Source organism: Pseudoalteromonas aurantia 208, assembly GCF_014858725.1.
Lineage (GTDB): Bacteria > Pseudomonadota > Gammaproteobacteria > Enterobacterales > Alteromonadaceae > Pseudoalteromonas > Pseudoalteromonas aurantia.
The window spans coordinates 154,053-177,666 of sequence record NZ_AQGV01000010.1 but is presented as its reverse complement, the minus strand read 5'-3'; the positions used below and the strand labels follow the sequence as shown (position 1 = coordinate 177,666).

18 protein-coding genes and 3 rRNA genes are annotated in these 23,614 nt (G+C 41.4%); 16 read left to right on the top strand and 5 right to left on the bottom strand.

The features are described from left to right. Nucleotides 1-27 precede the first annotated feature (27 nt). The 15 genes from PAUR_RS02420 to rrf all read left to right on the top strand — a co-directional run bounded on the left by PAUR_RS02420 (nucleotide 28) and on the right by rrf (nucleotide 19,134). Nucleotides 28-621: a hypothetical protein gene (locus tag PAUR_RS02420; protein ID WP_192506227.1), complete on the top strand. Its 594-nt coding sequence runs from the start codon at nucleotides 28-30 to the stop codon at nucleotides 619-621. Nucleotides 622-2,070: 1,449 nt separating this feature from the next. Beyond that, nucleotides 2,071-3,909, top strand: a complete 1,839-nt coding sequence (locus tag PAUR_RS02415) for a hypothetical protein (RefSeq protein ID WP_192506226.1) — start codon at nucleotides 2,071-2,073, stop codon at nucleotides 3,907-3,909. Between the two features lie 20 nt (nucleotides 3,910-3,929). Further along, on the top strand, nucleotides 3,930-4,847 hold the full coding sequence (locus PAUR_RS02410; RefSeq protein ID WP_192506225.1) for a hypothetical protein: 918 nt from the start codon (nucleotides 3,930-3,932) through the stop codon (nucleotides 4,845-4,847). A 55-nt stretch (nucleotides 4,848-4,902) separates the two neighbouring features. After that, nucleotides 4,903-6,834 (top strand): hypothetical protein, encoded by a 1,932-nt coding sequence (locus PAUR_RS02405; protein WP_192506224.1) that lies wholly within the window; start codon nucleotides 4,903-4,905, stop codon nucleotides 6,832-6,834. Between the two features lie 58 nt (nucleotides 6,835-6,892). After that, a complete protein-coding gene (locus PAUR_RS02400) occupies nucleotides 6,893-7,444 on the top strand; it encodes a hypothetical protein (RefSeq protein WP_192506223.1) in 552 nt (183 codons plus the stop codon). Nucleotides 7,445-7,464: 20 nt separating this feature from the next. Further along, nucleotides 7,465-9,837, top strand: a complete 2,373-nt coding sequence (locus PAUR_RS02395) for a PKD domain-containing protein (RefSeq protein WP_192506222.1) — start codon at nucleotides 7,465-7,467, stop codon at nucleotides 9,835-9,837. Nucleotides 9,838-9,860: 23 nt separating this feature from the next. Beyond that, nucleotides 9,861-10,361, top strand: a complete 501-nt coding sequence (locus PAUR_RS02390) for a hypothetical protein (protein WP_192506221.1) — start codon at nucleotides 9,861-9,863, stop codon at nucleotides 10,359-10,361. 74 nt (nucleotides 10,362-10,435) lie between these two features. Beyond that, a complete protein-coding gene (locus PAUR_RS02385) occupies nucleotides 10,436-11,098 on the top strand; it encodes a hypothetical protein (RefSeq protein ID WP_192506220.1) in 663 nt (220 codons plus the stop codon). A gap of 332 nt (nucleotides 11,099-11,430) precedes the next feature. Further along, nucleotides 11,431-11,943: a hypothetical protein gene (locus PAUR_RS02380; protein WP_192506219.1), complete on the top strand. Its 513-nt coding sequence runs from the start codon at nucleotides 11,431-11,433 to the stop codon at nucleotides 11,941-11,943. Between the two features lie 2 nt (nucleotides 11,944-11,945). Further along, nucleotides 11,946-12,503 (top strand): hypothetical protein, encoded by a 558-nt coding sequence (locus PAUR_RS02375; RefSeq protein ID WP_192506218.1) that lies wholly within the window; start codon nucleotides 11,946-11,948, stop codon nucleotides 12,501-12,503. Beyond that, nucleotides 12,500-13,012 (top strand): hypothetical protein, encoded by a 513-nt coding sequence (locus PAUR_RS02370; RefSeq protein WP_192506217.1) that lies wholly within the window; start codon nucleotides 12,500-12,502, stop codon nucleotides 13,010-13,012. The genes PAUR_RS02375 and PAUR_RS02370 overlap by 4 nt, the downstream gene beginning before the upstream one ends. A gap of 22 nt (nucleotides 13,013-13,034) precedes the next feature. Then, nucleotides 13,035-13,538: a hypothetical protein gene (locus PAUR_RS02365; RefSeq protein WP_192506216.1), complete on the top strand. Its 504-nt coding sequence runs from the start codon at nucleotides 13,035-13,037 to the stop codon at nucleotides 13,536-13,538. A 668-nt stretch (nucleotides 13,539-14,206) separates the two neighbouring features. Then, nucleotides 14,207-15,746 (top strand): 16S ribosomal RNA (locus tag PAUR_RS02360). A gap of 269 nt (nucleotides 15,747-16,015) precedes the next feature. Next, nucleotides 16,016-18,901: ribosomal RNA gene (locus tag PAUR_RS02355) — 23S ribosomal RNA — on the top strand. 118 nt (nucleotides 18,902-19,019) lie between these two features. Further along, nucleotides 19,020-19,134: ribosomal RNA gene (rrf, locus tag PAUR_RS02350) — 5S ribosomal RNA — on the top strand. Together the 16S, 23S and 5S rRNA genes form the textbook arrangement of a ribosomal RNA operon. A gap of 781 nt (nucleotides 19,135-19,915) precedes the next feature. Here rrf and PAUR_RS02345 read toward each other — a convergent pair. Beyond that, the gene (locus PAUR_RS02345; protein ID WP_225738263.1) at nucleotides 19,916-20,290 is read right to left on the bottom strand and encodes a hypothetical protein; all 375 of its coding nucleotides are present in this window, start codon (nucleotides 20,288-20,290) and stop codon (nucleotides 19,916-19,918) included. A 6-nt stretch (nucleotides 20,291-20,296) separates the two neighbouring features. Further along, nucleotides 20,297-20,626 (bottom strand): hypothetical protein, encoded by a 330-nt coding sequence (locus tag PAUR_RS02340; protein WP_192506215.1) that lies wholly within the window; start codon nucleotides 20,624-20,626, stop codon nucleotides 20,297-20,299. A 29-nt stretch (nucleotides 20,627-20,655) separates the two neighbouring features. On the opposite strand from PAUR_RS02340, the gene PAUR_RS02335 reads away from it, so the two are divergent. Continuing rightward, nucleotides 20,656-21,345: a hypothetical protein gene (locus PAUR_RS02335; RefSeq protein ID WP_225738262.1), complete on the top strand. Its 690-nt coding sequence runs from the start codon at nucleotides 20,656-20,658 to the stop codon at nucleotides 21,343-21,345. A 159-nt stretch (nucleotides 21,346-21,504) separates the two neighbouring features. Here PAUR_RS02335 and PAUR_RS02330 read toward each other — a convergent pair whose 3' ends face one another. The 3 genes from PAUR_RS02330 to PAUR_RS02320 all read right to left on the bottom strand — a co-directional run bounded on the left by PAUR_RS02330 (nucleotide 21,505) and on the right by PAUR_RS02320 (nucleotide 23,524). Continuing rightward, complete coding sequence (locus tag PAUR_RS02330; protein ID WP_192506213.1) at nucleotides 21,505-22,881, bottom strand: class II fumarate hydratase; 1,377 nt, start codon at nucleotides 22,879-22,881, stop codon at nucleotides 21,505-21,507. Between the two features lie 8 nt (nucleotides 22,882-22,889). Then, nucleotides 22,890-23,261 carry a hypothetical protein gene (locus PAUR_RS02325; RefSeq protein ID WP_192506212.1) on the bottom strand — a complete coding sequence of 124 codons (372 nt, stop codon included), beginning with the start codon at nucleotides 23,259-23,261 and terminating at the stop codon, nucleotides 22,890-22,892. 83 nt (nucleotides 23,262-23,344) lie between these two features. Beyond that, nucleotides 23,345-23,524, bottom strand: a complete 180-nt coding sequence (locus PAUR_RS02320) for a hypothetical protein (protein WP_192506211.1) — start codon at nucleotides 23,522-23,524, stop codon at nucleotides 23,345-23,347. Between the last annotated feature and the right edge of the window lie 90 nt (nucleotides 23,525-23,614).

Genomic DNA, 23,614 nt, shown 5'->3' with positions numbered 1-23,614 from the left:
TGGTTTTTAATTTTTAGGAACATTACTATGAAATTTGTGGTTGCAACAGCACTGACGTTAATGGGCAGTGTCGCTATCGCTCGCCCAGCACCTTTGGTCTCTATCCCTAGCCATGACGCTTTTTTCGATAATATTGCAGCGCACTGTGGTAAAGCATATGAAGGTAAAATCACAGTTGATAATGCAACTGGACCAAATTCATTTGCAGGTAAAAAGTTAGTAATGCACGTACGTCGTTGTAATGAGCGCGAATTGCAAGTGCCTTTTCATGTAGGTAGTGATGCGTCACGTACTTGGTTGATCACTAAAACGGGCAGCGGTTTGAGCCTTAAGCATGACCATCGCCATCAAGATGGTACAGATGATGATTCAACCATGTACGGCGGTCACACAACAGATGCAGGTTTTGCAAATGTACAGTCGTTCCCTGCTGATCAGTATTCAAAAGAGTCATTTGCTCGTCAAGGCATTCCCCAGTCGATGGGCAATACATGGCAAATGTATATATATGATGAGCAGTTCACTTACCGCTTAGTGCGTCAAGGTCGAGAGTTTAGAGTTGATTTTGATTTAACGAAGCCTATTACGCCACCAAAAGCGCCATGGGGTTATAAAGACTAATATATTATTTCGGAGGTTAGCAGTGACTCACTGTTAATTTCTGACAATAATTGTTTCCTATCACAGCTTAAGTGATTCAATTCATTGTAATACATAAGTAGCTGAACTATTTAACTCCCTTACAAGCAGCTTGCTTAAGCTTAATATGCTAGGCATAGAGGCACATTTTAATGCGACGTTGATCAATAAACCTTATGAATAAATAGAGTTTTACTTATTTATGCCATTTACTAGCTAAGTTTCATATTATTCTTAATATTTATGTAACAAAAATCAATTATGTAAGAGCCTTGAATTTACGAGGGGACTGTTTTTATTTTTAGGAAATACATTTTTTATAGAGGTACCTTCATTGAATTATATTTTTAATAAAAATGTAATAATTGGTGTTCTCGTATTTTGTATGACCAACAATTTACCTTGTTTTAGAGACGTTTATTTTTTTGCTGTCAGCAACATCTTTGAACTCGAATCTGCGACTATGAGCCATTCGTGTATTTTCCGTAATTTTCTATAAGTCGAATGGTACTATCAATACCGTAAGTGTTTCTAGAAACCTTGTCGCCATCAGTGTGATTAAATGAATATACCAGAGGATCTAGTTTATAATCTATTTTCTCTGCATTACAGTCGCTACAATGTTACTGATAAAGATAGGTTTTAATGAAGGGGGAACACTTCTAAGCCTTTACAAAGCAGTTGTATTCAATCTCAAATTCAACAATGTTCCGTTTAATTGTGTGATTTTATTCAGCATATCGTATGATTATTTTTACCTGTGATGCAATGCCTTGTTACTAATTATTAGCTGTTTAGATTTGTTATTAGCGTAATTGCGATGTTGGTTTTCTTCATTGTACATCATTAATTTTATCTAGTTCGGATTTTTAAAGAACAGCCTAAATTTATATTCAATTTAATCTCATTAAATCTTTTAATTTAAAAGATGCGTTATGCCACTTTTTATTTAAGGAAGTATGATAACCAGTCCTTTTTTATGCTACTCCAATGTTTCTAATCTTGCTTTATCGATAAAAAATTAATATTTTCATTATTATTTTCAGATGAATAATTCCATTTTCCGAGTAATTAAATCATGTTTCTTTAAAGAATACAGGCTTAGAGTAAGTACTACTATAGTTTTGTTACCTCCAAGGTGTGGGGGTTTCGGCTTAATAAAATAAGTAGTAAAAACAACTCCCTTTCGATTAATTATTACACTAAACATAGTCGTGGTAGATACGGCTCCTTGAAAGAAACTGCGCTTCTCCTTACAAATTTCATGATGCTTTCATTTATTGCATACAATAGTATGTATACAAAAATAAGGTTAATGATGTGTTAATGCGTTGTTTTCAGCATGTTTACTTTCCCGTTTTTGTCAATTAGGATGGACCCCTAACTTAAACGCATATAAGTATTTTTCCCTTAATATCAAATTGTATTTTTATGAATATGAAGAAGGATTTTGTGTTGAAAAAGCAAAGTAAAAGTCGATTACAGTTGAAAATTCTCACGATAGGGTTACTTAATTTAGGGGTTGCCTATGCACAAGAGCCTATGTGTAGCGCAAGCTTTCAATTGGTAAATTATTCTCCTCAAAAATGTTACTCGGAGTTTAGTGAGTCAGATTGTACCGATGTGTGTGCAGCAGCTGATCCGGAATATAGCCCACAGTGTTTTAAATCATTGGATTTACCGTGTGACGTGATTTCAGGATTACATTCCACAGGTAAAGGCTTTCAAAGTCGAGATGATTATTCGTGGTTTCATGTGTCTGATTTACTGACTTACCCAGAACTTATTTCAGAACTTCATATTTTTCAGCAAGAGTTGTTTGATGAGTTATATGGTGAGTTTGTCAATAAACCAAAATATTTTGGCTTTAGTCCAGCAAGTGATGAATTCCGACGGGTAAATTTTAGGCTGGATGTTCTTACTAAACTAGACTCTTTAGCCGCTCCTTTACGTTTTGCTGGGTTGTATAGACGCTATTCGTTAGGTCTGTTATTGGAAGAACAGTTAAATAGATCAATCATAGATATTAAATTTAATATTGATAAGTACCCTTATTTTGATACAGCTCAGCGTCAATCTTTAAAAGCAGAAATTGATTCTGTATTAACTGTGAAACTACGTTATTGGGATTTATTAAAGCGCTATACACCAGATCAAATTGCCAGTAGTCGCGTGGGCCATTTGAATAGACGAGTCAGAACATTGTCTAGACTGATTAATACTTTACCGCTTGCTCTACAAGATAAAATGCTCGAAAAGTCGCAACTCCTTACACCACATATCGATATTGAGTTGAAAAAATGTGACACAGGTATTTGTTATACGAAGATCACAGCACCTGAAGCGATGCCGTTCTATCCTGAGTTTGATTATCGTTTGCTGAAGTTTGAGCAAGTGTTAACTGCACTTAACAATGAAGCATCTGCATTAACTAATATTTATAATGATAATTATCAGGTGATCGAACCTAGGTTATTGAGACAGCCAGATTTTGCCGGCTTTGTGAGTAGTAAGTTAGTGGATTATAAGGCTCTACGTTCTCAGGCTAATTTAGAACGTTTAGCGACAGCAATAGACATTGCTTATTTGTCGAAAAACCAAACTGGTAAAGCGGTATTGGCTGCGTTAACTGAGCGCAGTGATGTTACAGGCAATATGGGAGTCACCAGTTTAAGCGCTTTTGGTACACAGCCTATTTTATTGTGTCAGGAGTTTAGAAAAATAAATCCTGAAATGGCAGCGATTCAGGATGAGGGTTTTACGTTAGCCACAGAAGCAAGAAGTTTGCTTTCACTCATGATTCGTGACGGGTATACGGCAGAGTTACTGACTCAGTTAGAGACAATAATCGCTCGATTGAATCAACTCGCAGCTCGTAGTCAAGTGATTAGCAATGTCGAAATGTTTGATAAAGACCGATTAGTAACAATTGATTGGGATTTGTTTGAAGCATCCGCATTAACTCATTCACGAGAGTTTATTGAGCTGGAGTATCTTGAATACAATGGCATGTTTTGGACACCGAACATGTCAAGAACGCTGTCTGAAATTTTTCCTTCCATATACCATGCCGGCACAATGTCAGGGTCACTTTTACCTTCAGGAGTAACTGCAAATTCTCAGTTAAATAATTTGCAAATTACCTTTAGCCAAAGTGCTTTCCATGCTTGTTCTGCAAATAATGCCACGATAAATGCCGTTGTAAAAGTGACTGATGGACAAGGCACCGTCAGTCGTCAAGTTTTAACCGCTAATTTCGATCAACTATAAGTATTAATAAAGGATATATTATGAAAATGTTATTGCTAGCCACTTTGTCTTTGACAGGTGCTACCTTAGCTCAAGCAGCTCCAGTAGAAGTATTTAATGCAGACACACAGTGTGCGTCAAGAATGACGGGCACAGGAGAACGATTTGTTCCTCCTTGTCAATTCTCTTCACAAAGCATGACGGCCGACCGCAATACTGCGTACTCGAGTGACGGACTTGTCAGGAATGGTTCTTTTAAAACTATTTTGAATTACAACTTTGTCTGTGAGTCTTTACGACCTCTGTCTGTACGTTATACGTTGAGCGCTGGCTCCGATGCATCCGAGACCAATAGAATTGCCGGTTCGCGCATTAATGAAATTAATACCTTATCTATGGTGCATGGAAATCATGATGCTGACTTAGTTTTCAATGGATTAGATGGTGTTGTGGGTTTTCAGGCAATAAAGCCAGGCTGTCAACTTAATGTTAATCAGTTGCTGACTTATCCTGAGCCAAGCTATTTTGGCCAGTTAGCTTCACATTTAGTGACACATAATGGCGTGATAAAGTCGCTAGTCAGTATCGCACAACCATCAACTAGCAGTGTTCAATTAGTCAGTTCAATCGATAACACGTTAGATCTGTTGAGCAACTTAACGTTTGATATTGAAGATCCGATATTCCTCGATCAAATCACAACCGCCCAAGCCGATTTAGAGCGTTCAAAGGCTGTTTTTACAAATAACTGCCGTGCCGGAAGTTCTTCATCTCATTGCACCATAGAACTCTCGCGTTTGCGTCAAGTATTGCAGAATAATTTAACGTGGAATGAAGCCGGAATTAGAAGTTTGCATACTTATTTGTCGGAGCAAACGCGTTGGTTATCTGGTCAATCAATCGGCAGAGACGCACTTGTGCTTTCAAATGCGGTTAACAGATTACGTAGCCGCTTGTAACTGATTTTAAAGAGTAAGGATTTATTCACCCAAACCGTAATAAAGGAAATGAAAGATGTACGGAAAATTAATAACAACTTCGGTTGTCGCTGCGTTACTGCAAAGTACAGCAGCAAATGCTTTACCGGATTTAACGACAGGTAATCCACTTGATGCACTTGGCATGTCAACGCCTGCAGGTGTTGGCAATATTATGTCTGACAGTGAGAACCCTTTAACGCTGCATGTCGCACCGGTACCTGTGAAACAAATCAATGGTTTATACGCAGAATTAGGAGGAGCAGGCCCTGGTTGTGATAACTATGTAAATACTAAAACTCAAGCCTACCGTCAGCTGGCAACACCGGTATTACAAGAGCAAGCGTATTTAAAAGGTGATTTTGTCAGTAACTGGTATCAGCTGACTTATGGTATTCCACGAGCTAACTTTGAAGGTCTTAATGAGATCAAGAAGGCGCGCAAGGTGATTACTGATGCAGCGCTAGCGAATCAAGGTTTGATTGATACATACAATACATTGAAAGCACAGTGGAATCAGCTAAACATTGAATTAAGTGCAGCCTTTGCTGAGCGTGACAGGTTAGAGCGAGCAAGAATATCGGAAGGTCAAGGATGCTTTACGAGTAGCGGTGGTGATTTCGCCAAATACTTTGAATGTATTACAAAGGTGACCAATAAGTACCAGCCTCTTGAAGCGGCTGTTGCTTCGACGATTAGTGATTTGCAAACGCAAGTTGGCAATATCAGAACGAGCTATCTAACAGCGAAAGGGGCATACGACGCATACAAAGAAAAGCTGGTATTGGCTGAAAGTAATGTGAATTTCCATAGTTTAATCATTAACTCGCAATCTGTTATTTCTAAAAATGCTTGGACATTAGAAACTGACGTTGTCAAAGAACATGGTAAGGCGTTAGTTGGATTAGCCAGTGCGGGTTATAACATTTGGGATAAAGAACGAGATCTATTATCAACCGCATTGAGAAATTCAAACAACCACCAATTCTCGGCGAAACAGTTGAACTTGTTTAATGTACGGGTGAACTCAGGGGTTACACGAAATAATCCTAATGTGACGGCATCTGGAGAGAGTTTATTTTCACGTAATGTTTGGAGTTACCCTGCGGATACTTTGATCAACAAAGATATCTTGAATGATTGGAAAATGCCGTTTGAGCGTGAAGAAATTGGTGACACTATCCACTTTGATGCAATGGATGAAGGGTCATTTGCATCAGGCGGAATTGATTTCTTTGTTACTCGTGATGCACGTTGTGGTGATTACAGCCAGACAGTGGAAGAAAATTATTCAGGTACAGAGAACAATGTATCTGTTTCTTGGAAAGTCACACGTAAACTTTGGGAACCACAACCAAATCGCGCAGTATTTGTTGCTAATTTAGGGTTGTCGTATAACTACTATGCCTATCCTGGTCCAATTTCTGGTGAGTGTTCTATTAATGTTGACCGTATGAATAGTTACTGGAGAAGTGTAGGAAAATCTACGGGTTGGAGCTGGTTTAAGCGTAAAACATCGAGCTGGGATAACACTGTTGAAACGGCAAGAGACAATATGGGAATGGAATGTAAGTTGGATCTTAAACCACAAACAAATGACCCTGATGAAGCAGCTCGTATCGCTGAAGAAATCGAAAGAGAGATGTACAGCGATATGTGGCAAATGTTCTTGTCAATCTATGCTAAATCTTATGATGTTGAGCTAGAAAAGCCAGAGCTCCAAGATCCTAAGAAAGAAGCTGGTTTAACTGAGATATGTAACAGTCGAAATACATATTGTCGTTATAGCAACATTGTTCTTAAAGCACTGAATGCACTCGGTGGTACTAAAGCAACGGGTACAACGTCACATGTTTCTCGTCAATACGGAAAAATTTATAAACGTTTTGATAAGAAAATATGGAATGTACAAGAAGGCAGTGCATTAGTACAAGTTAAGGTATGTGTTGATAACACGCAATGTAATTAGTTTGCGTTTTTAAAGGGGGCCCGCCCCCTTTAATCATGTTTAATTTTAGGATTTGGATATGAAAATCAAAGCAATTGCTGCTGTTATCGCCGTATCTATTATTGGTTATGTGGGGCTTTCCAGTAAAGAGATTGCTTTAACCAATGAGGCACCAACTTCCACTTCAACAACTGCAGTGACCTTAGAAGATATTGAACTTGCTACGAGTAAAGGCATAGCTAAACCTGTTGGTATTAAAAGTAGAGAGAAAGGCGCTCAAGTCAGCGTAGAACAAGAGACGAATGTACAGGATATAGTACAAAACGCCATTGATATCGATACCAGCGAAGAAGACAAATATTACGACTTCATTATTGAAAACTTCCCTGAGTTGACTGAAGACGTCAATACATATCGACATGCGATTAAAGAGCAGCGGCAAAAAGTGAGTGTGTTTAGTGCACATATGAGCGAAAGAAATAAACAGGTGTCGTTGTCAAAAAATATTGATAGTGGTGCTGATAGTGCCTTGAAGGAGCAACAGGATATTTTGTTGGCGCAAGCAAGAGTACTAGGACAGCAAGCTATGGCGCTGAATCAAGCGATTAGAGAAGCGGCCTACAATAAGTAGCCATTAAGGAGATGAAGTAAATGAAATGGACAAAAAGCATATTAGTTCCCCTTTGTTTTGTTGTGTCAGCATGTGGCAGCAGCGAAGGCCACAGTGACACCGGCAATACAGTACTTGTAAGTAACATTAAGCCAGTCGCGAAAATTGTAGATATGACTCCGATTAAAGCGATTCAAACGCCATTGAAATTCAATGGCACGGATAGTTCCGATGCTGATGGTGATGCCTTAACTTATCACTGGAGCTTAGTGCGAGTGATCGATCAGAAAGTGATCCCCATAGAGCAAAATACCGGCAATGAAATAGCCGTCAGTGTCGCGGAGCAAGGTAATTACTCTTTGCGACTGTATGTGAATGATGGGCATGAAGATAGCACTGCAGCTCAGTTTGAATTTTTGGTACCAGAGCAAGCTGCACTTGTTGCTGATGCGGGCAGAGACTTTACCGTTAAAAAAGGGCAGGTGATTCCATTAAGCGGGGAAAATAGCAAAGCAAGCAATGGAACAATATCGGAATATCATTGGGAAATTCTTGATAAACCAGCGGATAGTAGTGCACGGATCTTTAGAAACCAAAGTACTAAAACTAATTTTGTCGCGGATGCTGTAGGTACATTTATAGTGCAATTATCGGTGACGGATAAAGCTGGGTTGACGGCACAGGATTCGGTTGTGATCACCAGTGATGCCATTGATGTAAACTCGCCGCCAATGGCAATAATTAATGTTGAAAAGTCAACATTAGCACCTAATGAGATTATTAGATTAGATGGTTCTAAAAGTCATGATCCGGACCGCCTAGATCGTTTGAGCTATCGCTGGTCTGTGTTATCGGCCCCAGAGAATAGTCAACCGGTTGTGAGTAAAGCATCCGTAAAGAGAGCATCTTTCTCCTCGAATATCGACGGTGTTTACGATGTGCAATTAGCGGTTACCGATCAGCATGGAGCTCAGGATGAGGTGGTGCATCAATTTATAGTTCAATCAGAAAATCAGGTACCGATTGCTGTTTTAGGCTCGGATAAAGTGGTTAAACTATCTGAAACCGTGTCTTTATCTTGTGTATCTTGCTTTGACCCAGAAGGTGAACAGCTCAGCTATGAGTGGTTATTATTAGGGGCACCGCAAAGCAGCGCCGCGCACATAGTGTCAAGTCAGTCAGCTGTTACAGAGTTTACACCGGACGTTGATGGGGAGTATTTAGTTGCAGTACGAGTTTCAGATGGACTGCACTCTATAACGTCTAATACTCAAATGTTTGATGTCAAGGCAAATCAAAAACCAATCGCGCAAATAGCTTCTATATCTACAGTTGCTCTCGGTTCTCAGATAGTTTTGGATGGGACGGGCAGTTCAGATCCTGAAGGTGCAGACCTTACCTATGAATGGCAGGTTGTTTCGCAGCCTGCTAATGAGGTGCTTGATACATCTATAGTGGGTAAAGCAATGTTGCAAGCCAGTCATACGGGCACCTATGTATTTTCACTCAAAACCCATGATGGAACACAATACTCCGATACAGTGACACAAACTGTTTTAGTAACACAAGATAGAGCGCCAGTGATTAATATTCACGGTGGAGATAACCAAAGTGCACGTATTGGAGATCAAGTTACCCTTGATGCAACAGCTAGCTATGACCCAGAGGGCGAAGCACTGGTTTATCAATGGAAGTTTGTTGCACCAGCAGGCTCAAACACCGTAATGGATGATAGTCGTACTGGGCTATTGAACTTCACACCTGATATAGCAGGGCTTTACGGTGTTAATTTAACCGTATCAGACGCAGGCGGGCTGCAGACCAGTAGTACAGTCACTGTTACGGTCACGGAGCAAATGGATGATCTCCTGTCAGGGACAGTAAAAGGCCGTGTAGTTGATACTGGATTAAATGGTGTGCCAAATGCGGTATTTAAGATAAATGACGAGTTACACACAGCCGGTAGCGACGGGTTTTATGAGTTTCCAGTAAAAGTGGAAAATGGCGCAGTAATAACGCTTGAGACACACGATGAGCGCTTGGTCAGTGCTAAGCATATAACGACTCATATAAGTCAAAATGACTTTATTGTTAATGTGGGTGAGTCATTTGTGCCAGTGAATCAGGTTGTAGATACCTATATTTGGGGTTGTGCTGGCTATACCGGGCCACAAGAGGTAAGCATTAAATTTAAAATGGTAGAGACTTTCCCTACCATGGAAAAATTCACAGGCCAGTTTGAAAAATCATTTCTATTTACTGTTGAAGGTAATAAAAAAATCTCTTTACCAGCAACAGCTACATACGAAGTAACTACCGATGACAATATAACTATATCGGCATCGGAATCAACTAAAACTATATATTACGCTCCTGATTTTGGTGCAGTTAATATAATTAATATCTGTAATTAACTTTTCAATAAGGAAAATTAAAAGTGAAATATCTATCTATACTTTTTTTGTTTATATCTATTTCAGCTAATGCCGTAGTGCCTATATATGTGAGTGGTGAGAAGTTTCAATATAATGAAAGTGACTTTGATCCTATTATAGAGCGAGGTCATGTCATTGGTTATGAAGCCAATATTCCAGTGCATGTGGATCTAGAAGACCCTTTCTTTGGTTATCCAGAGCTGGTTTTTGATATTAAATCTGAAGTCAAAGGTAGTATTGGGGCAGCCCCAATGTTTGCCGAAATGTCAGCTGTTTGTTCGGGTGATGCATCAAGCGTCGATATTGGTCGTGATGCTGATATTATTATAAAAAGGGCGGGTAGCGTTAGAAATGCACGTTTCTCTATTTATAATAGGTTGCGTACAAATGGTGTTTGTAAAAGCTTGAATGTTAAAATTGAAAAAATTCACAGTTCAGTTGCTGATACAGAAGCTTATATTGATAATTTTAATTTTGACTTAATTGTTTACTTTGGCTACTAAAGTTAAAAATAAAATCAACAGAGCGTTGTTTTAATAATTACATTTAAAATAACAAAAAATAAAAGGACTACTTTATGAAAAATCTTATTACATTGGCTGTACTTTCGGTAGGGGCCATCTCTTTTCAATCTGCTGCAAATGAGCAAGAGAGTGATTTAGCACTATCGAAAATTGACCATTCAGCGCAAGTAGAATTAAACAATTCAGAGCAAGCTGAGTTTAATAACATCGTCTTCGGACCTCGCTGTTGTTATGATCGTGACAGAGGTCGACCCGGTGAGGAAGGTTGCCCAGGACCAAATTCAGTGCCACTTGAGGAGATGCTAGCTGCTGCCAAGCCTTCGATGTTATCAGCACCTATTTATATAGGAGGTGCTCGCTATACATTAAATAAATCTAACTTCAATGGTATTTATGAAACACGTGTTATTTACGACCCTTGTGATTTTGAACCACCTCGCACTTATCGCCAACTTGTCGGGTATGAAGTGTCATTCCCAGTTGATGGGGATTTGAGTCAAGACTTAATTTATGATCTGGTAGGTCGCTCGAATAAATCAATGTCGCTATCGGCATCGTGTGGAAGTTTCTCTGGTTCTGATTCAGGTAGTAAATATGTGATCTCTACTCGTAAAAATACCGGTGGAAGCTGTAAAAACATGTATGTTAAATTCAGGTTTACGGGGTCAGCACCGAGTTATATTAATCTGAATGTTACTATTTCAGAAGAAATATAATAAATTAATTTCTGTTCCTCGTCGTAGTTACCTTACTGCGTACGAGGTGCTGATTTTATATTTTTAAATTATTTGTATTTATTTTTAATTTTTCTTTAAATATCAATTTATTTTTAAATGGTTGTGTGTGGTGCTTTTGTTTTTTATTTGTTAATTAGCTTAACTTGTTTTATATAATTCATATTGCGTGGCACTAACTGATTTGTTAATAAATGAAGTTTGTCTTTTCCTCGTTGCCAGAGGTATTTAGGAAAGGTCATTAAGATCCGATTTTAACGAATTTAGAAAGTATTTAAGTCTTTCAAATAAGTGAAAGTATAAGGAAATTATTTATGAAAAAACTATGTATTTTAGTCGGTATGATTGGATGTATGAGCCAAGCATATGCACTAGAACAACAAAAAGTAGTGACCGTAAACCAAGATGTAATTACGTTATCGATGGAAGATTTTCAGCCTATTACAACAAATTGGGCTAATCGTGAAGTGACAACGGGATATCAAGCTTTAATCGATGTTGTGGGAGCCGAGTCAAGTTTGGTGTTTCAGGGCAAAGGTGAGCTAACGGCTAGATGGTTTGCTTCTAATTTTGGGATGACCGCAAAAGTATCATGCAGTGGGATTCCCATCGGTATGGATAAAGTGTATGGCTACCGTATCAACAGAGTGTCAACGCCAGCTAGCCCAGAGATATCAGAACTTAGACATAATGTAGGTGCATGTACTCAACTGAAGATCGAGTTTAACAAAGAAGGCAGTATTAGCCGCCAATTTTACACTCGAATCCAAGACATCAATTTCTCATTGTCAGTTAAAGGGCTCAACAACACATCGGGAGGAGTTTGATTATGTTTAAAGTAGCCGCAATAGGACTAGCGTTTATGACGACTAGCGCAGCAGTTAACGCATCTGAAATGGAAGTCTCATTTACAAATAAAGATATGGTGCAAAACGGTGCAACTTATTCTTATGCGCTAGAGACCATGAATACGATTAATGCGTCGGTATTAGAAGTTGATATTCGAATCCAAGGTGAAGGAGACTCAGTTTTTCAAATGCTACCAGCTTGTACTGAGTGGCAAGGCAGTACCTGTGTTGGGGCAGCTAAAGATATTTTGCATAGTGAGTTCTTGCACGAAGTTGACGTTTCTGTGGAATGCAACGGTCAAGCTCTTTATCAGAAAACCAAAAACAATATTGAGTTTACTAATGAAGAAATAGTGACGACGGCAAGTCAGCTTGCATTTGTTCACTCTGAAATAAAGCTTAATCGGATTGAGTGCTCTGATCTTAATGTCAATGTACGTACAGTTAATGGTGCTAATGATGCCATTATTACAGGCGTTGTTCGTTTTAAAGATTCAACGTCAATTCCCACTTTTAAAAATTATGATGTAAATTTATGAAAAAAATATTAGCGATAGGTAGTCTTTTATGTGCAGTAAATGCGTTTGCTGACCCTGGTAGTGTGTCTGTTGGTGGTAATGTTGTCGAGCTTCGTTTTCAAGACTTCTCACCCATAACAAAACCATATGCAGGCCGGGAAGCTGTTGTGGCATATGAAGCGACATTTGAGATGGATGGTGATTTTGGACAAGATCTTACTTATCAAGTTGGTGGCAAGTACCATACACGATGGTTCGTTGGTTCTATGGCTGTATCACTATCGGCTACATGCACTGGACCTGGCCTTGCAGTGCCAATATTTCTTGGCGAAGATTTAGCAACAGGCTTCCGCTACAATCGAACTTCATACGAAGCTAATCCGAGTTTTTCTAATGACCTGAACACCGGTGGTGAGTGCCAGACTATGACGGTTAGACTAGATAAAGTGGGCCATTTGAGTCGGCAGTTTTACACTAGAGTGACTGATCTACAATTTAATGTGCACATTATAGAGAAGCTGCCAAACTAGTCTTCTATTGAGGATATGTAAAATGAAATATGCACCTTTGCTGTTGCTAAGCTTATTTACATGTACAGCTTCAGCTTTACCAATCATTGTGAGTGGTGAAACGACTTCACTTACAAAGTCAGATTTTACCCATGAAAAGAAACTTTTTGTTTCTGAAGGTGGCGTAGACAGGTATGCAGAAGTAGCGTATCAAGTTAAATTACCTCTTGTACATACAGCGGGTATATCTCAATTGGATGTCCATTTGAGTGGCTCGATTACGTCTGCATGGTATTCATCTAATTTTGGTATGACCGCTTCATTATACTGTAATGACACAAAGATTGGGGAAGACACTACTTTTGGTGTTAGATATGAGCGAGTCAGTTACAGAGTTAAGCCTAGTATTGTAAAAAGCTCTGTTCATATCCCTGCTGGCTGTCAAGAAGTTACCGTACGGTTAGATAAGGTAGGCAGTATTGCTCGGCAGTATTATACGAATATAAGAGATATAGATATCAATGTTTATCTATTAGCACCGTTTTAAACGGTAAATCGTATAGTCGCATTGTATAAATAAGGTCAATTTTTTAGCATTTAAAGTTGATCTTTCTTCTATTTATAGAGAACCTTTGTATTTCTGTATAATATTAGAGCGTTTTTATATGAAAATCAGGGTTAGAGATTGATTTTTGCACGAACTCGTTATTTTTATCACTTTTCTGCAAATAAAGGCTTGCGCTTTTTCTTCATCTCCCTATAATGCGACCCCACTGACACGGAGCGCTACGCTAACTTAGCAAAGCAAAACGCAGGCAGCGTCGAGTAAAACTTAAATTTAAAATTTCTTTATGAAAACATCGAATTTAAGTGTTGACAAAAAAATAGGAAAGCGTAACATGCGCAGCCCTAGCGAGATAAAGCAAAGCGCTTAATCATCGCCCTGTTTTAAACAGGAACTGTTCTTTAAAAATATGAAGCAATCATCTGTGTGGGCACTCGTACAGATTGAGTTCTAACAGCGAAACTTCTTTCTTAGATTGAAGCAAGCAAAAAAATTAGAGTCTCAATTGATTTTCTCTTCGGAGAAACTGAGTGACCAACAGCAATAAATTTATTTATTGCAGCACAGTCAATTCGTTCTTGGCAACAAGAACAAAATCAGAATTCAATGAGCACGAAACACTTTCTAGTAAAGGGTTTCAACAAAACTTTTAATTGAAGAGTTTGATCATGGCTCAGATTGAACGCTGGCGGCAGGCCTAACACATGCAAGTCGAGCGGTAACAGAGATAGCTTGCTATCTGCTGACGAGCGGCGGACGGGTGAGTAATGCTTGGGAATATGCCTTTTGGTGGGGGACAACAGTTGGAAACGACTGCTAATACCGCATAACGTCTACGGACCAAAGTGGGGGACCTTCGGGCCTCACGCCAAGAGATTAGCCCAAGTGGGATTAGCTAGTTGGTGAGGTAATGGCTCACCAAGGCAACGATCCCTAGCTGGTTTGAGAGGATGATCAGCCACACTGGAACTGAGACACGGTCCAGACTCCTACGGGAGGCAGCAGTGGGGAATATTGCACAATGGGCGCAAGCCTGATGCAGCCATGCCGCGTGTGTGAAGAAGGCCTTCGGGTTGTAAAGCACTTTCAGTCAGGAGGAAAGGTTAATAGTTAATAGCTATTAGCTGTGACGTTACTGACAGAAGAAGCACCGGCTAACTCCGTGCCAGCAGCCGCGGTAATACGGAGGGTGCGAGCGTTAATCGGAATTACTGGGCGTAAAGCGTACGCAGGCGGTTTGTTAAGCGAGATGTGAAAGCCCCGGGCTCAACCTGGGAACTGCATTTCGAACTGGCAGACTAGAGTGTGATAGAGGGTGGTAGAATTTCAGGTGTAGCGGTGAAATGCGTAGAGATCTGAAGGAATACCGATGGCGAAGGCAGCCACCTGGGTCAACACTGACGCTCATGTACGAAAGCGTGGGGAGCAAACGGGATTAGATACCCCGGTAGTCCACGCCGTAAACGATGTCTACTAGAAGCTGGGGTCTTCGGACAACTTTTTCAAAGCTAACGCATTAAGTAGACCGCCTGGGGAGTACGGCCGCAAGGTTAAAACTCAAATGAATTGACGGGGGCCCGCACAAGCGGTGGAGCATGTGGTTTAATTCGATGCAACGCGAAGAACCTTACCTACACTTGACATACAGAGAACTTACCAGAGATGGTTTGGTGCCTTCGGGAACTCTGATACAGGTGCTGCATGGCTGTCGTCAGCTCGTGTTGTGAGATGTTGGGTTAAGTCCCGCAACGAGCGCAACCCCTATCCTTAGTTGCCAGCACATAATGGTGGGAACTCTAAGGAGACTGCCGGTGATAAACCGGAGGAAGGTGGGGACGACGTCAAGTCATCATGGCCCTTACGTGTAGGGCTACACACGTGCTACAATGGCGCATACAGAGTGCTGCGAGCCTGCGAAGGTTAGCGAATCACTTAAAGTGCGTCGTAGTCCGGATTGGAGTCTGCAACTCGACTCCATGAAGTCGGAATCGCTAGTAATCGCGGATCAGAATGCCGCGGTGAATACGTTCCCGGGCCTTGTACACACCGCCCGTCACACCATGGGAGTGGGTTGCTCCAGAAGTAGGTAGCTTAACCTTAGGGAGGGCGCTTACCACGGAGTGATTCATGACTGGGGTGAAGTCGTAACAAGGTAGCCCTAGGGGAACCTGGGGCTGGATCACCTCCTTATACGATTTAGAACTTATTTGTTCGTAGTGTCCACACAGATGATTGTTAGTTAAATGACTTAGGTTGTTTAATTAATATTGCTCTTTAAAAATTTGGAAAAGCTGATAAATAAATTCTTATAGATATTCGTATCTATAAAGAGTTTTCAAAAGTAAAACAATGCCAATTAATCAATGATTAATTAGCATCTACTTTAGTATTCAATATTAACTTCTGGCGAAGTTTAAACTGTCTTTGACAGTACAACTTAAAACTATTTTGGGTTGTATGGTTAAGTGACTAAGCGTATACGGTGGATGCCTTGGCAGTTGGAGGCGATGAAGGACGTACTAACTTGCGATAAGCCTAGTTGAGCCAGTAAGAGGCGCTTGAGACTAGGATTTCCGAATGGGGAAACCCACCTGCTTGCAGGTATCATATGGTGAATACATAGCCATATGAGGCGAACGCGGAGAACTGAAACATCTAAGTACCCGTAGGAAAAGAAATCAACCGAGATTCCGAAAGTAGCGGCGAGCGAAATCGGAACAGCCCTTAAGCTGTTTTGTAATTAGTGGAAGGCTCTGGAAAGTGCCACGATACAGGGTGATAGTCCCGTACACAAAAATTTATAAGCAGTGAAATCGAGTAGGTCGGAGCACGTGAAACTTTGACTGAATATAGGTGGACCATCATCTAAGGCTAAATACTCCCAACTGACCGATAGTGAACCAGTACCGTGAGGGAAAGGCGAAAAGAACCCCTGTGAGGGGAGTGAAATAGAACCTGAAACCGTATACGTACAAGCAGTAGGAGCCTACTTGTTAGGTGACTGCGTACCTTTTGTATAATGGGTCAGCGACTTATATTCTGTAGCGAGGTTAACCGATTAGGGTAGCCGTAGCGAAAGCGAGTCTTAACTGGGCGCTTAGTTGCAGGGTATAGACCCGAAACCCGGTGATCTAGCCATGGGCAGGTTGAAGGTTGAGTAACATCAACTGGAGGACCGAACCCACTAACGTTGAAAAGTTAGGGGATGACCTGTGGCTAGGAGTGAAAGGCTAATCAAACCGGGAGATAGCTGGTTCTCCCCGAAATCTATTTAGGTAGAGCCTCGGACGAATACTTACGGGGGTAGAGCACTGTTAAGGCTAGGGGGTCATCCCGACTTACCAACCCTTTGCAAACTCCGAATACCGTAAAGTACTATCCGGGAGACACACGGTGGGTGCTAACGTCCATCGTGAAGAGGGAAACAACCCAGACCGCCAGCTAAGGTCCCAAAGTATATGTTAAGTGGGAAACGATGTGGGAAGGCTAAAACAGCTAGGAGGTTGGCTTAGAAGCAGCCACCCTTTAAAGAAAGCGTAATAGCTCACTAGTCGAGTCGGCCTGCGCGGAAGATGTAACGGGGCTAAACATATCACCGAAGCTGCGGATTTGTCTTAGGACAAGTGGTAGGGGAGCGTTCTGTAAGCGGTTGAAGGTGTACCGGGAGGTATGCTGGACGTATCAGAAGTGCGAATGCTGACATGAGTAACGATAATGCGGGTGAAAAACCCGCACGCCGGAAGACCAAGGGTTCCTATCCCATGTTAATCAGGGTAGGGTAAGTCGACCCCTAAGGCGAGGCTGAAGAGCGTAGTCGATGGGAAACAGATTAATATTTCTGTACTTGGAATAATTGCGATGGGGGGACGGAGCAGGCTAAGCAAGCATGGCGTTGGTTGTCCATGTGAAAGTGAGTAGGCTAATGACTTAGGTAAATCCGGGTCGTTGTTAGGCTGAGACACGAGACGAGCTACCACGGTAGTGAAGTTGCTGATGCCCTACTTCCAGGAAAAGCCTCTAAGCTTCAGATTATTTCGAATCGTACCCCAAACCGACACAGGTGGTCAGGTAGAGAATACTAAGGCGCTTGAGAGAACTCGGGTGAAGGAACTAGGCAAAATTGTACCGTAACTTCGGGAGAAGGTACGCTCTTGATTGTGATGGGATTTACTCCTTAAGCGATTGAGAGCCGCAGTGACCAGGTGGCTGGGACTGTTTATTAAAAACACAGCACTGTGCAAAATCGTAAGATGACGTATACGGTGTGACACCTGCCCGGTGCCGGAAGGTTAATTGATGGGGTTAGACTTAGGTCGAAGCTCTTGATCGAAGCCCCGGTAAACGGCGGCCGTAACTATAACGGTCCTAAGGTAGCGAAATTCCTTGTCGGGTAAGTTCCGACCTGCACGAATGGTGTAACCATGGCCACGCTGTCTCCACCCGAGACTCAGTGAAATTGAAATCGCAGTGAAGATGCTGTGTACCCGCGGCTAGACGGAAAGACCCCGTGAACCTTTACTACAGCTTGGCACTGAACATTGAACCTACATGTGTAGGATAGGTGGGAGACTTAGAAGCACAGTCGCTAGATTGTGTGGAGTCAACCTTGAAATACCACCCTTGTAGTTTTGATGTTCTAACGTAGGCCCCTTATCGGGGTTGCGGACAGTGCCTGGTGGGTAGTTTGACTGGGGCGGTCTCCTCCCAAAGAGTAACGGAGGAGCACGAAGGTTGGCTAAGTACGGTCGGACATCGTACGGTTAGTGTAATGGTAGAAGCCAGCTTAACTGCGAGACAGACACGTCGAGCAGGTACGAAAGTAGGTCATAGTGATCCGGTGGTTCTGAATGGAAGGGCCATCGCTCAACGGATAAAAGGTACTCCGGGGATAACAGGCTGATACCGCCCAAGAGTTCATATCGACGGCGGTGTTTGGCACCTCGATGTCGGCTCATCACATCCTGGGGCTGAAGTCGGTCCCAAGGGTATGGCTGTTCGCCATTTAAAGTGGTACGCGAGCTGGGTTTAGAACGTCGTGAGACAGTTCGGTCCCTATCTGCCGTGGGCGTTTGAGAATTGAGAGGGGTTGCTCCTAGTACGAGAGGACCGGAGTGAACGAACCGCTGGTGTTCGGGTTGTCATGCCAATGGCATTGCCCGGTAGCTACGTTCGGAACTGATAAGCGCTGAAAGCATCTAAGCGCGAAGCAGGCCTCGAGATGAGTTCTCACTAGAGCTATAAGCTCTCTGAAGGGCCGTTGGAGACTACAACGTTGATAGGCTGGGTGTGGAAGCATGGTGACATGTTAAGCTAACCAGTACTAATTACCCGTGAGGCTTAACCATACAACGCCAAAGTGGTTTAAGCGACAGAAGTTAGTGTAACTAAAGTAGCGTTTTACAGAATTTATTAGCATTCCAGATTTTAGTTAACTTGCGATAGCGAGTTAGCGCACCAGATTTGCTTGGTGACAATAGCGTTTTGGACCCACCTGACCCCATGCCGAACTCAGAAGTGAAACGAAACAGCGTCGATGATAGTGTGGCAGTTGCCATGTGAAAGTAGAACATTGCCAGGCATTAAATTAGAGAAACCCGTTGCAGAGATGCAGCGGGTTTTTTGCATTTGAGGTTTAGGAAAAGTGACTTGGAGAGCAGAAGTTAGAAAGGGGGTTTTAGGTCACTATGAATAGCATGCTGTAAAAGCCACAGACCCTGAAATGAATTCAGGGAGACGAAGCTTTGTATTTAGAGACGGGGGTTTTATTACTCACACCTTATTGTCCTCCTGACGCAGGTCATGATCACTTGGCTGGAATCTCGTTTAAATAAATCGTGAAATATTACGACTGATATATAAGTTACGTACTAGGCACCGTTCTTCATAAATTACAAAGATGATATTTTATCGTGAGAATGTGCGGTGGGTGCTACCCCGAGGCTTAAAATCATATATTACTGCGTATTTGTTCAAGGTATAACTCCCCCAAAAACGATACTCGCGATTTTCTGTCGCAGATTGAGAACTCTGCATGTCTATAAAACACCGAAATGTCGCGGTGATACAGGCTAACAATTTATCTAATATAGAGTAAGTATCCACATCTAAGTATGTACATCGTAGCGCTAATGGCTTTATGATGATGGCTTGATTAGGTATATGTAAGGGTTGATGTGCCGTACTATCTATTACTACTATTAGTGACTTTTGCTTTATTTGGGGTGTCGGCAACTTACTTTTCGCGTTTTCTCTATGATTATTGGGTTAAGAAAGAAATTAACGTTGTTTATATTTGGCGTGCGGGTGGATGTGCCCTACTGATAATTATATTGTCACTCGTAGGGCAATTGATAAGGTAGTTACTTGGTCTTGAACGCTTCACATTTTTTATTAATACAGAGTGATTGAATAGGCAATACTTGCTTACATACATCGACACTCGTTTGTTGCTTATTACTCATTTGCTCTTGTTTCGTTACCTGTGCGGCCGTCTGTTCAACAAGGTCTTCGTTTAAACTTTTATTAGAATAGATTAAATATTGGCTAGGGCCACCACAAGCAGGGCGCTCTCCGATACTGAGTACCTTACATTGAAAGCTTGCATCACAAGATTTATCTGCAATCAGAGTTGTCAATGACGGGGAAGAGCCGTCGTTGTTATAACTGAGCATAGGAGAGCTGGCACAGCCACCTAAGAGTAAAATAGTTATTGAGTAAGCAATGCTTTTCATCATGACTCCTTAGTAAGTCGCTTGTGCACTGCCTTCAATTTTAACACATTTGTTTTCAACACATTGGGTGCTTGGTTGCGTTAAGTGCTGACAAATACTGACCATACGGTTTTTTGCATTATACTGGCTTTCTAAATGAGTTATTTTATCAGCTAGTGTGGATACCTTATGTGGGTTTGCGTATTTTTTTGAGAAGACAAGGTAGCTACTAGGCCCGCCACATGCTCGACTACCTACTGGCATTACTTGACATTGTACGGTGTTGTCACACGCATTGTTTTTGGTTAGTTCAGTTAACTGCTTACGCACACTTACAAGATTTTCATTTATTTTTGGCATTACTACTTGCGTATCGAGGCGTAGCTTGTTTGTTTGAGCTGTTTGAGCTGTTTGAGCTGTTTGAGCTGTTTGAGCTGTTTGAGCTGTTTGAGCTGTTTGAGCTGTTTGAGCTGTTTGAGCTGTTTGAGCTGTTTGAGCTGTTTGAGCTGTTTGAGCTGTTTGAGCTGTTTGAGCTGTTTGAGCTGTTTGAGCTGTTTGAGCTGTTTGAGCTGTTTGAGCTGTTTGAGCTGTTTGAGCTGTTTGAGCTGTTTGAGCTGTTTGAGCTGTTTGAGCTGTTTGAGCTGTTTGAGCTGTTTGAGCTGTTTGAGCTGTTTGAGCTGTTTGAGCTGTTTGAGCTGTTTGAGCTGTTTGAGCTGTTTGAGCTGTTTGAGCTGTTTGAGCTGTTTGAGCTGTTTGAGCTGTTTGAGCTGTTTGAGCTGTTTGAGCTGTTTGAGCTGTTTGAGCTGTTTGAGCTGTTTGAGCTGTTTGAGCTGTTTGAGCTGTTTGAGCTGTTTGAGCTGTTTGAGCTGTTTGAGCTGTTTGAGCTGTTTGAGCTGTTTGAGCTGTTTGAGCTGTTTGAGCTGTTTGAGCTGTTTGAGCTGTTTGAGCTGTTTGAGCTGTTTGAGCTGTTTGAGCTGTTTGAGCTGTTTGAGCTGTTTGAGCTGTTTGAGCTGTTTGAGCTGTTTGAGCTGTTTGAGCTGTTTGAGCTGTTTGAGCTGTTTGAGCTGTTTGAGCTGTAGACCCACATCCGATTATGAAAAGAGGCAAAAGCGCACTGATGAGCAATTGTTGCATTGTAAGGGTATCCTGAGTTATTTATGATCCAGTTTGCCTTTGTTTTCACAACGATACAAGGCCATTGACGCTTAAAAATATTAAACCAATGGCCTAAAGTAAGCTTATAGCCCGCCCTGAGTTAACTTATTTGGGTCGAGTAATGCGGTAAGCTCTTCGATGGATAGGTCGGTATTTTCACTGGCAACATCAATGATTGGCCTGCTTTCTTTGTAAGCTAATTTAGCAATTTTTGCTGCTTTCTCGTAACCGATAACAGGGTTTAATGCGGTCACTAATATAGGGTTTTTAGCGAGAGCTTTCTTTATGTTGCCTTCGTTTACCTCAAAACTAGAGATGGCTTTATCGGCAAGTAAACGGCTTACATTAGATAATACATCGATACTTTCTAATATGTTATGGGCAATAACTGGTAGCATAACATTCAGTTCGAAGTTACCAGATTGGCCCGCCACTGTAATTGTTGTGTCGTTGCCAATAACTTGAGCACTCACCATCGCTGCAGCTTCAGGTATTACAGGGTTTACTTTGCCGGGCATAATTGAAGAACCTGGCTGTAATGCTTCAAGCTCAATCTCGCTGAGGCCTGCTAATGGTCCTGAATTCATCCAGCGAAGGTCATTCGCAACCTTCATATTAGCGACAGCCAACGTTTTCAATTGGCCTGACAGTGCAACAATGGCATCTTGAGAGCCAATACTGTAAAAGAAGTTTTGACTTGTAGAGAAGCGAATTCCGACATTACTACTGAGGTATTGATTGAATAAGTTAGAAAACTTAGCGTCTGCATTTACGCCTGTTCCGACAGCAGTGCCACCTTGAGCTAGTTCAAATACTTTTTCAACGCTTGTTAGTATGCCTTGATACGCGTTATCTATTTGATGCTGCCACCCGCTGAGGCTTTGTGCAAATGTTATCGGCATAGCGTCCATTAAATGCGTTCTACCGGTTTTTACATGGTGGCCAATACTTGCAGATTTTTGCTCAATACTCTGTGAAAGGTGCTTAAGTGCAGGTAATAAGTCATAAATAACAGCGATTGCACTACTTACGTGAATGGCCGTTGGTATGACATCATTAGAGCTTTGTCCCATATTAACATGGTCATTTGGATGGACATCTAGGCCGCTTTGCTGACTAGCAAGCGTGGCAATCACTTCATTGGCATTCATATTTGAACTCGTGCCTGAGCCTGTTTGAAATACATCTACAGGGAAATGTGCCAAATGTTCTCCATCAATAATACTTTGCGCAGCACTGATGATGGCTTTCGCTATATCTGCATCTAAGTGTCCTAATTCTGCATTAGTTTCAGCAGCTGCTTGTTTGATATAAGCCAGTGACTGGATAAAAGCGGCTGGCATGGTTAGGTTACTGACTGCGAAATTATTGATGGCTCGTTGAGTTTGGGCTTGATATAAAGCGGTTTCAGGTACTTCTAAAGTACCCATACTGTCTGAAGCTTGGCGAAAGGTGGTCATGCTGACTCCTAAGAATAAGGGTTAAATATATGGCTGATAACTCGTGCTTCATGCTCTATTTTTAGGAAGCGAGATCTGCCATGTGGAATGGATTTATAATAGCGTTTTAATGCGAGTAGTGGTTTATAAAGCTGGTCTTGACATTGCTGTCGCAATGCTTGATGCACTAGCGGGTCAGCAATGTTATGAAGTAGTTCATCAAAGGTTCTCTTTAAATATAGCTCTTGTAACAACATGCATTTATTGCATCCGTACCATTTGGCAAGTGTGATACCTGCATCGATAAACTGTGCCACAACCATGGGCGCTTCGAGCTGGGGTCTTTTACAATGAGTGGCTAGCTTTGGAGAATAAGAGCTGACAGCCTGATGAGGATGCATAGCAAACCCTTTTAGTGTAACGATAACCATTATCATTACACTAAAAGGGTTTTAGCGCAATAGAAGAGTGCGTGTGGTCATGGCTAGTTGTAACCGAGTATAAAGGTGTATGCTGTGGCTGGCACATCTTCTTGTTCTGTTGGCGTTAAGAGATCTTGTACTTCTTTACGATATTCTTCACTAGTGACAAATAAGTTGTCGTCATGCTCGTTAACCAAGCCTGTGTCATTGATGGGCATATGTGTAATTGTTGAAATAAACATAATTGTTGTCCTATGGTTTGTTAATATATTACATAGTAGATAAAGCAGTGATTGTGCCAATAACAAAAAGACATATAAAACATGGTGTTA